The 12,380-nt window shown below is 72.3% G+C and carries 10 protein-coding genes; 6 read left to right on the top strand and 4 right to left on the bottom strand.

Annotated elements, in window-relative coordinates:
- Window positions 1-21: 21 nt before the first annotated feature.
- On the bottom strand, window positions 22-195 hold the full coding sequence (locus OG787_RS23385; RefSeq protein WP_369029250.1) for a hypothetical protein: 174 nt from the start codon (window positions 193-195) through the stop codon (window positions 22-24).
- A 138-nt stretch (window positions 196-333) separates the two neighbouring features.
- Here OG787_RS23385 and OG787_RS23380 point away from each other — a divergent pair, with 138 nt between their 5' ends.
- The 6 genes from OG787_RS23380 to OG787_RS23355 all read left to right on the top strand — a co-directional run bounded on the left by OG787_RS23380 (window position 334) and on the right by OG787_RS23355 (window position 7,077).
- Window positions 334-1,677, top strand: coding sequence for a tetratricopeptide repeat protein (locus tag OG787_RS23380; protein WP_369029251.1), 1,344 nt, complete (start codon window positions 334-336; stop codon window positions 1,675-1,677).
- 79 nt (window positions 1,678-1,756) lie between these two features.
- The gene (locus tag OG787_RS23375; RefSeq protein WP_369029252.1) at window positions 1,757-2,794 is read left to right on the top strand and encodes a permease; all 1,038 of its coding nucleotides are present in this window, start codon (window positions 1,757-1,759) and stop codon (window positions 2,792-2,794) included.
- Window positions 2,791-3,543 carry a TIGR03943 family putative permease subunit gene (locus OG787_RS23370; protein ID WP_405536276.1) on the top strand — a complete coding sequence of 251 codons (753 nt, stop codon included), beginning with the start codon at window positions 2,791-2,793 and terminating at the stop codon, window positions 3,541-3,543. The genes OG787_RS23375 and OG787_RS23370 overlap by 4 nt, the downstream gene beginning before the upstream one ends.
- 68 nt (window positions 3,544-3,611) lie before the next feature.
- Window positions 3,612-4,220 (top strand): RNA polymerase sigma factor, encoded by a 609-nt coding sequence (locus tag OG787_RS23365; RefSeq protein WP_369029254.1) that lies wholly within the window; start codon window positions 3,612-3,614, stop codon window positions 4,218-4,220.
- A complete protein-coding gene (locus OG787_RS23360) occupies window positions 4,217-4,879 on the top strand; it encodes a hypothetical protein (protein WP_405536275.1) in 663 nt (220 codons plus the stop codon). Before OG787_RS23365 ends, OG787_RS23360 begins: the two co-directional genes overlap by 4 nt.
- 119 nt (window positions 4,880-4,998) lie before the next feature.
- On the top strand, window positions 4,999-7,077 hold the full coding sequence (locus tag OG787_RS23355; RefSeq protein WP_405536274.1) for a TerD family protein: 2,079 nt from the start codon (window positions 4,999-5,001) through the stop codon (window positions 7,075-7,077).
- A gap of 66 nt (window positions 7,078-7,143) precedes the next feature.
- Here OG787_RS23355 and OG787_RS23350 read toward each other — a convergent pair whose 3' ends face one another.
- From OG787_RS23350 to OG787_RS23340, 3 genes are all read right to left on the bottom strand, one after another.
- Window positions 7,144-7,467, bottom strand: coding sequence for a MiAMP1 family antimicrobial peptide (locus tag OG787_RS23350; protein ID WP_405536273.1), 324 nt, complete (start codon window positions 7,465-7,467; stop codon window positions 7,144-7,146).
- 134 nt (window positions 7,468-7,601) lie between these two features.
- Entirely contained in the window at window positions 7,602-9,176 is a 1,575-nt protein-coding gene (locus OG787_RS23345) for a hypothetical protein (RefSeq protein ID WP_405536272.1), read from the bottom strand.
- 104 nt (window positions 9,177-9,280) lie between these two features.
- Complete coding sequence (locus tag OG787_RS23340; RefSeq protein WP_405536271.1) at window positions 9,281-12,304, bottom strand: BTAD domain-containing putative transcriptional regulator; 3,024 nt, start codon at window positions 12,302-12,304, stop codon at window positions 9,281-9,283.
- Between the last annotated feature and the right edge of the window lie 76 nt (window positions 12,305-12,380).

Below are 12,380 nucleotides of genomic sequence, written 5' to 3'. Positions count from 1 at the left end.
CACCGCGCCGCAGTGGAAACGTCAGCGTCGACCGCTGCTCGGCGTACTCCACTGCTCGGCGTACTCCACGGTCACCCGGATGCCCCCGGGCACCGGCTCCGCAGTATCCGCCCGCGCGGGCCCCGCGTTCGCTGCGATGATGAGTGTGGCGGCGGCGACGATCGCCGCGCAGATCGCTCTGGTGTGTGAGAGCACGGCAACCTCGCAACAACAGCGACGACAGCAACAACAGCGATAACAGCGATAACAGCGATGTATTAAGCGCGTTTAATCCGTGGCTTAACGTAGAGCTTGACGGACCTCAACGGCAAGTAGGCGCAGGGGAGTTGGGCGATGGCGGAGCGCGACGACCCGGAAGTCATCGGGCGCAGGGTGCAGCGGCTGCGTATCGAGCAGGGGCTGACGCAGAGGCAGTTGGCGGAGCCCGCCTACACCCCCGCGTACATCTCCACGCTGGAGGCGGGCCGCGTGCGGGCCTCCGACGAGGCGTTGCGGCACATCGCCGAGCGGCTCGGGGTGGCGTACGAGGAGCTGGTGACCGGGCGTCCGGCCCATCTGGCCACGGATGTTCGGCTCCGGCTGACCGACGCCCAGCGCACCCTCGCCACCGGCGAGACCGAGGCGGCGGCCAAGCAGTACGGCGAGTTGCGGGAGGAGGCCGCGCGGCTCGGGCTGCTTCCCGAGGAGGCCGCCGCGCTGCTCGGGCTCGGCGAGTGCGGGGTGGAGACCGGCGATCTCGCCGCCGCCCAGGAGCACTTCGAGCTGGCGGAGAGGTGTCTGGCCGACGGGCCGCTCACCGGGCGCGTGCCTGCCCTGCGCGGGCGCGCCGTCGCTCACTATCTCGCCGGTGAACTCCGTTATTCCGTATACCTTCTTGAGTCCACCATCGACGAGCTGAACCGCAGTGGGCTGCACGATCCCGATGCCCTGCTGCCGCTGTACGCCAGCTCCATCGCCCCCTACATGGACATGGGCGCCCACGCCCGGGCCGCCCAGGCCGCCGAACTCGCCCTCGCGCTCGCCCCGCAGGTGAGCGACCCGGCGCTGATCGCCCGTATGCACCGGCAGGTCGCCCGGACGATGCTCGCCGAGGGACGGTACGCGGAGGCCGACGCCTCGCTGGCCAAGGCCTCCGAGCTGTACCGGCAGCTCCAGATCCGTACCGAGCTGGCCAACTGCCACTGGATGCGCGGGTATCTGTACGCCCAGCAGGGCGAACTCGCCCGTGCGGAGAGCGAGTTGCGGGAGGCGCAGGCCATGCTCTCCGCCAAGCGTGCCGCCCTCTACAGCAGCCAGGTCGCGGTCGAGCTGGCCGACGTACTGCACCGGCGAGGCAAGTCCGAGGAGGCGGCGGCGCTGCTGCACGACGTACTCGGGGACTTCTCCTCGGAGCGCGGCGCCATGCACTCGGCCGCCGCCCACCGCCTCCTCGGCATCATCGCCGAGGACGCCCGGGACACCGAGAAGGCCGAGGAGCACTACGTACGCGCCCTGAGCGTGCTGGAGCGGGCCGGTGCCGCCGGCGACCTCGCCGACCTGTGCCGGCTGCTCGGCGATCTGCTGCGCCGGACGGGACGCGTCGAGGCCGCGCTCGACGCCTATCGGACGGGACTGGGCCACCGTACGGCCCCCGGGACGACCACCCTCGGGCCCGCGCCCGCACAGCCTCCTCTTTGACGAAGGTTGGGTGGCGCACAGTCCTGGGGGTTAGCCTGCGGCCGGACCTCTGCACATTTCACCGGGACGGTACGAGCGCGTGGACAGCGAGCACGGCGGCGGGTACGGCCAGTACGGCGGCGGGGCCCGTGTCGTCGACGGGCTGCGGTTCGCCGTCCGCGTGGTCGCGTACGCCGTCGTCGCCGGGCTCGCGCTGATCGTCATCGCGACCGTCGCCTCCGTCCTCGGACCCACCCTCGCCCTCGACCTGTACACGCCCGCCGTGGCCGCCTGGTGGACGGTGTTCACGGCGGTCGTCGTCCAGGCGGTGCCCTTCCTGCTGCTCGGCACGGTGGTGTCGGCGGCGATCGCGGCCTTCGTACCGGAGAAGGTGTTCACCCGGCTGCTGCCGCGCAACCAGGCGCTCGCCGTGCCCATCGCGGGCGCCGCCGGGGTCGTACTCCCGGGGTGCGAGTGCGCGTCCGTGCCGGTCGCGGGGAGTCTGATGCGGAGGGGCGTGGCTCCGGCCGCCGCGCTTGCTTTTCTGCTCTCCGCCCCGGCCATCAATCCCGTGGTGCTCGTGGCGACCTCCATCGCCTTCCCCGGGCAGCCGGACATGGTGCTCGGGCGGCTGGTCGCCTCGCTCGCCACGTCGGTGATCATGGGCTGGCTCTGGGCGCGCTTCGGGCGCGACGAGTGGCTGCGGAAGCCGACCTCGGCCGGTGGGGCGGCGGACTCCGGCTGGCGCGGGTTCCTGCCCGGGCTCCAGCACGACTTCCTGCACGCGGGCGGCTTCCTCGTGCTCGGCGCGGGCGCGGCGGCGACCTTCAACATCGTCGTACCGAGATCCGTGCTCGACGTGTTCACCGGCTCGCCCTGGCTGTCCGTGCTGCTGCTCGCCGTACTGGCGGTCGTGCTGTGCGTGTGCAGCGAGGCGGACGCCTTCGTCGCGGCCTCGCTCAGCGGCTTCTCGCCCACGGCCCGGCTCGCCTTCATGGTGGTCGGCCCGATGGTCGACCTGAAGCTGTTCGCCCTCCAGGCGGGCACCTTCGGCCGGTCCTTCGCCGTCCGGTTCTCGTCCGTGACATGGGTGGTCGCGGTCGCCAGCAGTGTGGTCGTCGGGTGGTGGTTGTTGTGAGGCGGTACGGGGCTGCCGTGCTGTTGCTGCTCACGGGCGGGGCGGTGCTGCGGATCTCGCTGTTCAGCGAGCTGTATCTGCGGTACGTGCAGGTGGGGCTGCGGCCCTACCTGGTGGTGTCCGGGGTTGTGCTGGTGGTGTTGGGGGTGGTCGCTGCGGCTGCCGTGGCTCGGGGGAGCGGCGAGGACGAGCACGAGCACGACCAGGCTCAGGATCACGACGACCATGGGCACAGTCATGGTCACGGGTATGGCCACGGACCCCGGATCGCCTGGCTGCTCACCCTTCCCGCCCTCGCGCTGCTCCTCTTCCCGCCGCCCGCCCTGGGCTCGTACAGCGCGGACCGGGAGGCGGCGCAGCAGGCCGCGCAGGGCGTGGGCGCGTTCCCCGCGCTGCCCGCCGGGAATCCGCTGCCGCTGACGGTCGGCGAGTTCAGCTCGCGCGCGATCTTCGACAGCGGGCGGTCCCTGACGGGCCGTACCGTCAGCCTGACCGGCTTCGTCACCCACGGGGACGACGGCACCTGGTACGTCACCCGGCTCCTCGTCTCCTGCTGCGCGGCCGACGCGGCGGCGGGCAAGGTCGAGATCCGCGACGCCGACGCCCCGGTGACGGACACCTGGGTCACGGTCACCGGAACGTGGGTGCCCAAGGGCAAGCTGGGCTCGGACGCGGCCTGGCCGCCGGTGCTGGACGCGGGGTCCGTGAAGAAGGTCCCGGAGCCGTCGAACCCGTACGAGAAACGGTGACTGTCGTTCGTAAGTGAGCGGCGGTGAAAGGATCCCCCCTGTGCCGGACAAGGCAGGTCGTGGAATCCATGACGGAGACGGAACAGAGGGCTGCCCGGGATCAACGGGTCCGCTTCGAGGCGTTGGCGCATGTCGTGACGGAGCCGCTGCACCGCTATCTGCTGCGGCGCGCCGACGCCGACCAGGTCGACGACATCCTCTCGGAGACGCTGCTGGTGCTGTGGCGCAGGATCGAGGACGTACCGGGCCTGGGGGCGCCGGGGGACGTCCTCGACCCGGACTCCGTACTGCCCTGGTGCTACGGCGTGGCCCGTGGCTGCCTGGCCAACGCCCGCCGCGCGGACCGGCGTAGACGCTCCCTGCTGGAACGCCTGACGTGGACGGCGGCGGACCCGGCGCGGGAGACGGGGGACCCCGACCACACCGCCCTGCACTCGGCACTCGCCCAACTCCGCGCGCTGGACCGGGAGGTGGTCCTCCTGTGGGCGTACGAGGAGCTGACCCCGAGCCGGATCGCCGAGGTGACCGGTCTGAGCGCGAACGCCGTGAGCATCCGGCTGCACCGGGCCAAGAAGAGACTCGCGGCCCAACTGGAGCGAAAGACCGGCCCGCACCCCGGACATGAGACGGACGAAGGACAAGAAACCGGAACCGGAAACGGAAGGAGCAGTCGATGAACGACGACGAGTTGCTGGCCCACCTGAAGGCCACGGACCCGGCACTGACCTCGAAGGCTCCGCGACCCGACGTCCCCCGTCTTGTGGAGGCCACGATGAACACGACCACGAACACGACGACGATCACGCCCGCCAAGAGCGCGGAACGGCGCCGCCGCCTCCTCGTACCGGCGCTGGCGTTCACCGCACTGCTGCTGGTGGGAGGCGGTGTCACCTGGGGTGTCGCGCGGGGCGGAGAAAGTACGGCGGACACCGCGGACGCAGGTGTGTCGGACGTCAATCCGCTGCCCAAGCTCGGCCCCCTGACCCTGACTTTCCCGGCCGCCGACTCGGTGGCGGTGAAGTGCGTGGCCCCCACGCCCGACCTCCTGCGCCGCCACGAACTCGCCTTCGAGGGCACGGTGACGGCCGCAGAGGGCGACCGCGTGGACCTCAGGGTCGACCACTGGTACCGCCTCGACCCCAACCTGGCCAACCCGACCGACACGGTCGGCCTCATCAACGACGAGGCCAACTCGGAGGCCCCGGACTTCCGGATCGGCGCCCACTACCTCGTCACCGGCGACGACGGCGTCGTCCCGATCTGCGGCGGCACGACGGAGGCGACGGACGAGGCGAGGGCCATGTTCCGGGAGGCGTTCGAGACCTCTGGGAACTAGCGGACAGGGGGTCCCTTCCGGCCATTTGGGACCATTGGGCGCTGTCCGGCGCTAGGGTTCCCTTGATGCGCGGGGTGTGGTGCGCGTCACATGTCACTGCGGTGCATCCGGGGGGCCTCATGCACGAGATGGTCAAAGGCGCCAACGTCGGTCTGGCGGAACTGAGCGAGGACGTCGGCTCGGTGATGGTGCGGCTGAGCTGGAGCAGTCCGTCCGGGGAGGGCGACGCGGATGTGTCCGTCCTGCTGCTGACCGCCGACGGCAAGGTGCGCGGCGACGGGGACTTCTACTTCTACAACAACCCGGTCGCCGCCGACGGCAGCGTGCAGTTGCTGGGCAAGGCACCCACGGCCGACGGCAACGAGGACCGCATCACCTTCGACCTGACGGCGATCGCGGCCGACGCCGAGCGGATCGTCGTCGCGGCGAGCCGTTACGAGGGCGCCCGCTTCTCCGACCTGCACGACCTGTGCCTGACGCTCGCCGACGGCGCCGGCGAGAGCCTGCTGCGCTTCTCCGTCGAGAACCCCGGCGAGGTGAGCGCCCTGCTCTTCGGCGAGTTGTACCGGCGGGGCGGGGACTGGAAGTTCCGGGCGATCGGCCAGGGCTACGAGTCCGGACTCGCGGGCCTGGCAACGGACTTCGGGGTCGACATCGACGACGAGGCGGAGACCGGGGAGGACGTGGCTGCGGAGGCGGAGACGGAGGTGCAGGGTGGCGAGCCCTTGCCCGCCGCGATCCCCACCCAGGCGGCGGACGAACGCCCGGTGGAGTCCGTACAGCCCGTACCCCCCGTACCTCCCCCGCCGTCGGAGCAGCCGGTCGCCAAGGCCACCGCCCGCCCCCGTACCGCGAAGAAGAAGGTCACCCTCCCCAAGGTGGCCAAGAAGTCCCTCGCGGAGAACGACTCCTGGCGGGTGGCGCGGCTCTTCCCCGCCTCCGCCCTCAAGAGCGACCGTGAGCGCGAGACCCGGGCGACCTCCGTGCTGCTGTCGGTGATGACCCAAGTACCGGAGTTCGGGCGGCGGTTGACGGCGGCGTTCGGGGCGCCGTCCGGCCGGATGGAGACGTTCACCGAGGTCAGCCTGCCCCACGGCGACACCCCGCGCCGACCCGACGGTGTGATCCGGGTCGAGCGGGCCGGCAAGCTCTGGACGGCGCTCGTCGAGACGAAGACGAACGGCAACTCCCTCAAGCCGGACCAGGTGCAGGCGTACGCGGACATCGCCGCCCGGCGCGGCTACGAGGCCGTCATCACCCTCTCCAACGACGTCGAACTCGACGGCAGCCCGCTGGTCGAGGTCAAGATGGACGGCCGACGCAAGCACAAGGTCGCCCTCTGGCACCTCTCCTGGGCCGAAGTCGCCCACCAGGCCCAGATGTTGATCCGTCACGAGGGTGTCGGCAACGCGGCGCACGCCTGGCTGCTCCAGGAACTGCTGCACTACCTCCAGCACGAGAACTCCGGCTGCCACGGCTTCCAGAACATGGGCCCCGCCTGGGTCCCCGTACGCAACGGCATCGACGACGAGACCCTGTGCCAGGGCGACTCGCGCGCGGTCGACGTCGTCGAGAGCTGGGAGCGGCTGGTCCGGCAGGTGTGCCTGCGGCTGGGCGGCGAACTCGGCCAGAAGGTACTGCCCGTCCAGCGGACGAAACGCGGCAGCGACCCGCGCACCCGCCGTGCCGCCCTCGCCGACCGGCTCTGCACCGACGGCCGGCTGGAGGCCGAACTCCGTATCGACGGCACCCCGGGCATCCTCGCCCTCTGCGCCGATCTGCGCACCGGCAAGCTGCGTACGTCCATCGAGATCGCGGCGCCCGAACAGGGCTACCCGCTCACCTGGTCCAAGCGGCTCGTACGCCAACTGTCCGACGCCCCGGCCGACCTGCACGTCGAGGCGCTGCTCGCCGGCCAGGCCCCCGGTCCACGCGGCACCCTGGAACGCCTCCGCCCGGAACCGGCCGACCTGCTGCCCAAGGACGGCACGCCGATCACCGGCTTCCGCCTGTCCCTCTTCCGCGGCATGGGCAACACCCGCGGCAACGCCGAGTCCGGCTTCATCCGCAGCGTCGACGAGTCCGTGGACCGCTTCCACGCCCATGTCGTCGTCCACCTGGACCGGCGTACGGCGTCGTCGCCCCCTTCGTCCTCCTCTTCCTCGTCCCGTGTGCGGGAAGCGGTCGCCGCGGGCTGAGCCGGAGTGGCCGGTGCGGGGGTATCGGCGATACCCCCGCACCGGGCCGCTCAGCCCGTCAGGTGCTCAGCAGTGGAAGAACACGCTCTTCCAGCCGAACGGGTCCCGGCTCTCCTGGCTGCCCCGGAAGGTGTGGTGGACCAGGCCCTGGCAGTCGGGCTCGTTGTACATCGCGGCCGTCTGGCCGGTGTACGTGAAGCGGTAGGCCGCCTTGTGGGCGGGGCTGATGTTGTTGCAGCCGCAGGCGGCCACCTGGCTGGCGCTGCCGGTGTTCTGCGGGCCCTCCCAGCTGAGGAAGGTGCTCGCGAAGGCCGTGCCGCTGCCCAGGACGAGTGCTCCGGCGAGCATCGTGGCGCTGACGGCGGTACGGAGGGCTTGTCGCGTACGCATGGGACTCCAGTTCGTTCGTGGTGTCGCTGGTGCTGTTGCTGACCTGCTCGTCGCCGGTGTGGGCGACGGCCGAGGCGGTGCGCGTCGGCGGGCGCGGCCGACCGGGACCAGCAGGACCTGCGGGGTCGTCCGGCTCACCGGGAGCCGACGACCGCGCCGACCCGGGAGTCCTCCGGGTCCCGGGCCAGGTTGCCCTCCATGTCGACCCACGTCTCGTGCCACGCGTGCCCGTGCTGCGGGCCCCGCTGCCAGGTGTGCGTCACCCTGCCCTGCGGGTCGCGGCCGAAGACCGACAGGTCGCCGCTCGGGCCCAGGACGACCGCCGGGTCGTCGGTGAGGGCGCCGTGCAGGGGCGTCCAGTCCGACCAGGGGCCGCCCGTGCCGGTCTGCCAGCGGTGGTGGAGGGCGGAGTCCGTCCCCCGGGCGAACAGGACCATGCCGCCGTCCCGGCCGACCAGTGCCGTCGGCCTGCCCTGCACGGCGCCGCCCATGTCGGCCCAACTGCCGTGCCAGGCATGCCCGTTCTCGGGGCCGCGCTGCCAGGTGTGGGTGATCCGGCCTTCGGGGTCGCGGGCGAAGACCGACAACGCCCCGTTCGGACTCAGCACCACCGCCGGATCGCTCGCCAACCGCCCGCCCAGCGGCCCCCATTCGGACCAGGGACCGCCGGTGACCGTCTGCCACCGGTGATGCAGCGAGCCGTCCCTGCCCCGGACGAAGAAGACCATGCCGCCGTCCCGGCCGACCAGTGCCGTCGGCCGGCCCTGCACCGCGCCGCCCATGTCCACCCAACTGCCCTGCCAGGCATGGCCGTTCTCCGCACCCCGCTGCCAGGTGTGGGTGATCCGGCCCTCGGGGTCACGGGCGAAGACCGACAGTGCGCCGTTCGGGCTGAGCACCACCGACGGGTCGCTCGCCAACCGGCCGCCCAGCGACACCCAGTCCGGCGCCCACTCCCCCGTCTGCGACTGCCAGGTGTGCCACAGCGCGCCGTCGTTCCCGCGCACGAACGACGCGAGTCTGCCGTACCGGCCCACCAGGGTCCACGGCCTGCCCACCGCACCCGGAGCGGGCCGCCCGAGGGGTGTCCAGGGCGACCAGGCGCCGCCCGGCGCGTTCTGCCAACGGTGGGTCACCGCACCGGAGCCGTCCACGCCCGACAGCACCATGCCCGCGCCGTGGTCCACCACCGACGGCACCCCGACACTCACCCGGGGCCCGCCCGGCACCGGGCCGGGAGCGGTCCACCAGCTCGTCTCCTTGCGGGCACCCGCCCAGCCGAAGCTGAAGTGCACATGGTCGGTGTGCGGGCTCGTCCCGGTGTACGGGGTCCAGCCGGCGCCCGCCCGGTAGGCCTGCCAGACGCGCCGGTTCCAGATGATGTACATGATCCCGAACCGCCGGGCCGGCGCATGAGGGTTGCCGTGGCGGTCGGTGGCCAGCAGCCAGCCGATCAGGTCGTCGGCGATGTGCCCCTGGGTGTGCGCGTCCACACCCCAGTCCCAGGCCCGCCCCTCCTTGTGCTCGCTCACCCCGGGCTTGCCGCACTCCCTGCCGATGCCCAGGCTCCGGGTCCCCGGGTAGGCGGCGAGCACCAGGTCCCGGAAGGCGAGCAGACCGGGCTTGGCGGCCGGATCGCAGCCCCGCTGCCCCTCGTACCGTGCGTAGTCGTCGATGCGTGGACCGAAGTCCGGGGTGGTGGGCGGCATGGGGCGCACTCCTCGCTCAGTCGTGCCGGACGAGGCGATCCGCCCCGTCCGACGTCCTGTGCCTCACCCTTCCGACCCGCGCTGTCACTTCGGTAACGGCCCGGTCACTCCGGGTCAGCGCCGCTCGTCGTACGGCGGAACACCTCGTGGGCGATGCCCAGGGCCAGGGCGATACCGTCCTCGGCGCCCACGCCCCGCTCCCAGGCCGCCGTGTACGCGGGGGCGGCCAGGTGTTCCCGTACGGCCGTCGTCGTACGGTCGTGCAGGGCGGCGACGGGGCGGAGTCCCGTCAGTTCGGCGCCTGTCACCCGGCGGTAGCCGTGGGCCGTGCCGAGGACGACGACCGCGTCGGTGTGGTGGCCGAGGGCGCCGATCGTCCAGCCGAGGGTCTCCAGCGTCCAGGCCGGGCCCCAGTTGTCGCCGACGGAGTGCTGCCGTACGAGCGCGTCGCACAGGGGCATCAGGGCGCGGGCCGGGTCGCCGTGCAGCAGTTCGGTGAGGCCCGTGGTCCACAGGCTCCAGGTGATCGCCCATCCCGCGCGGGCCGCCTCCGCCTCGGCGACGTACAGGTCACAGACGGCGCGCGCCTCGGCGGCCTCGCCCAGGAAGGTCGCGGCCAGGGACCAGAACATGGTCGCCATGTGCGCGTCGCCCGTCAGCCCGGCGGCGATCAACCCCTCACGGGCCAGGGCGAGTTGACGTACACAGGCCGGGTCGGAGCGCATGAGCAGCCCGCGTACGCCCTTGATGTAGGTGATGGGCGGAGGCCCGTCCGACTCACCCTCCGTGGACTCTGTGGACTCCGAGGACTCTGTGGACTCCGTGGGGCAGACCGCCGCGATGCGGATCGCCGCCGCCGCGTGGTCCCCCTGGAGGGTGGCGATGAACGCGCTCACCGTCGCCGCCATGACCGCCACCGGTTCGTCGGGGGCCGGGTCGAGGCGGGCGGCCAGGGTGTCGACCCAGTGGCGGGCCTCGCCGAGGGTGCTGGCGAAGAACCAGCAGCGGGAACGCATCAGGTCGATGGCGATCTCGGTGCCGGTCAGGGCCTGGGCGCGGTCGGGGTGGAGGCGGCAGAAGTCCAGCGCCGAGCGGAAGTTGGGCAGTTCCTGGCGGAGACCGACGAGCCAGCCGACCTCGTCGGGGCCGCACCATTCGGCGGCGGCGCGGGTGGTGAGCGAGCGGTAGTACTCGCTGTGCCGGATACGGAGGCGGGTGTCGTCGCACATGGCACGCAGGCGGTCCGTCCCGTACTGGCGGATGGTCTCCAGGAGCCGGTAGCGGACCGTACGGCGGCTCGTACCACCACCGCTTCCCGTTCCGCGTTGGTGCTCCACCGTCACGACCGACTTGTGCACGAGGCCGTCGACCAGGTCGAGCACATCCTCCCGGGCGATGCCCTCGCCCGTGCACACCGCCTCGGCGGCCCGCAGGTCGAAGCCGCCGACGAACACCGACAGCCGTGCCCACAGCAGCCGTTCGCCCGGCGTGCACAGGCTGTGGCTCCAGTCGAGCACCCCGCGCAGGGTGTTGCGGTAGCGGCCGGGGGAGGGGCCGGCTGCCGCCCGTGGGTGGGAGAGGAGCCGGAAGCGGTCCTCCAGGCGCTCCAGCACCTCCTCCACGGTCAGCGAACTCAGCCGTACGGCCGCCAGTTCGATCGCCAGCGGGATGCCGTCCAGCCGACGGCACAACTCGGCGGTGGCGGACGTACCCTGCCGATCGGGCCGGTCATCGGGCTCCGCGCCCAGGGTGGCCGCGCACGCCGTCGAGCGGTCCACGAGCAGCCGCACCGCCTCGCTCGGTGTCCCGTCGGCGCCGTCCCGCAGGGTCAGACAGGGTACGCGCAGCAGATGCTCCCCCGGTACGCCGAGCCGCTCGCGGCTGGTGGCCAGCACCCGCAGTCCGGGCGCCGCGCGCAGCAGCCGCAGCACCAGCGCGGCCACGGCGTCCACCAGGTGCTCGCAGTTGTCCAGCACGAGCAGCAGCCGCCGGTGCCGGAGATGGTCGTCGACCGCGTCCGCCGCCGAGCGCGCCGACTGGTCGCGCAGCCCCAGCGACTCGGCGACGGCCCGCTCCAGCAGCGCCGGATCGGTGAGCGCCGCGAGGTCAGCCAGCCAGACGCCGTCGGGAAAGGCGGACGCCGACCGGGCCGCCGTACGCAGCGCGAGCCGGGTCTTGCCGACCCCGCCGGTCCCGGTCAGCGTGACCAGCCGCGAACGCTCCAACAGGCGCCCCGCCTCGGCGAGTTCCTTCTCCCGGCCGACGAACGAGGTGGTCTCGGCGGGCAGGTTCCCGGGAGCGGCCGGTACGGGGTGAGAAGGGCCGCTGATGTCCGAAGGGCCGGGGTCCAGTTCGGGCGCCGCCGTGAGCATCCGCTGGTGCAGGGACCGGAGTTCGGCGCCCGGATCGATGCCCAGCTCCTCGGCGAGCAGTTCGGAGACCCGGCGAAAACACGCCAGCGCCTCGCCCTGCCGGCCGCACCGGTACAGCGCCAGCATCCGCTGCGCCCAGAACCGCTCCCGCAGCGGATGCAGTTCGGTCAGCCGCCGCAGTTCCGGCAGCGCGTCGGCGGGCCGACGGCACGCGATGACGCTGTCGATCCACAGCTCCTGTGCGGCCAGGCGCTGTTCGGACAGCACGGCGACGACGTCCGGGAACCGCTCCGCCGGCAGATCGGCCAGCGCCTCCCCGCGCCACAGACCGAGCGCCGCCCCGGACAACTCCGCCGCCCGCTCCGGCAGCCCCCCGGCCAGCGCCGCCCGCCCCTCCCCGACGAGCACGCCGAACCGGTGCGCGTCCAGCGCGTCCGGCGCCACGGCCAGCACATATCCGAGCCGGTCGGTCAGCAGCACGCCCGCACCGAGCACCCGGCGCACCCGCAGCACATAGTTCTGTACGGCGTTCCGCGCGCCCTGCGGCGGTTCGTCGCCCCACAGCCGGTCCACCAGGGCGTCCACGCCGACGACCTGACCGGCGTCGATCGCCAACGCGGCGATCAGCACCCGGAGTTGGGCGGCACCGACGGCCACCCGTTCCCCGTCCCGTACGACGGTGAGCGGCCCCAGGATCCCGAACTCGTATCGCGCCCCCGTCCGTGACCTCGCCCCTGCCCCCACCTGTGCGCCCATTGCGACGATCCTAGAACGCAGCGTAATCGTCGCGCTACGGCGTGTGCATGGCGTAAAGGCGCTGTCCTGGGTACTC

The sequence above is a fragment of the Streptomyces sp. NBC_00075 genome, from assembly GCF_045041225.1.
GTDB lineage: Bacteria > Actinomycetota > Actinomycetes > Streptomycetales > Streptomycetaceae > Streptomyces > Streptomyces adonidis.
The sequence above is the reverse complement of the archived record's forward strand: the minus strand, read 5'-3'. Positions and strand labels throughout refer to the sequence as shown.

What these genes read in the sequence shown, in the direction of transcription:
- OG787_RS23380 (WP_369029251.1), top strand. Translation starts at nt 334, where the DNA reads ATGGCGGAGCGCGACGACCCGGAAGTCATCGGGCGCAGGGTGCAGCGG.
- OG787_RS23365 (WP_369029254.1), top strand. Translation starts at nt 3,612, where the DNA reads ATGACGGAGACGGAACAGAGGGCTGCCCGGGATCAACGGGTCCGCTTC.
- OG787_RS23360 (WP_405536275.1), top strand. Translation starts at nt 4,217, where the DNA reads ATGAACGACGACGAGTTGCTGGCCCACCTGAAGGCCACGGACCCGGCA.
- OG787_RS23355 (WP_405536274.1), top strand. Translation starts at nt 4,999, where the DNA reads ATGCACGAGATGGTCAAAGGCGCCAACGTCGGTCTGGCGGAACTGAGC.
- OG787_RS23350 (WP_405536273.1), bottom strand. Translation starts at nt 7,467, where the DNA reads ATGCGTACGCGACAAGCCCTCCGTACCGCCGTCAGCGCCACGATGCTC.
- OG787_RS23345 (WP_405536272.1), bottom strand. Translation starts at nt 9,176, where the DNA reads ATGCCGCCCACCACCCCGGACTTCGGTCCACGCATCGACGACTACGCA.
- OG787_RS23340 (WP_405536271.1), bottom strand. Translation starts at nt 12,304, where the DNA reads ATGGGCGCACAGGTGGGGGCAGGGGCGAGGTCACGGACGGGGGCGCGA.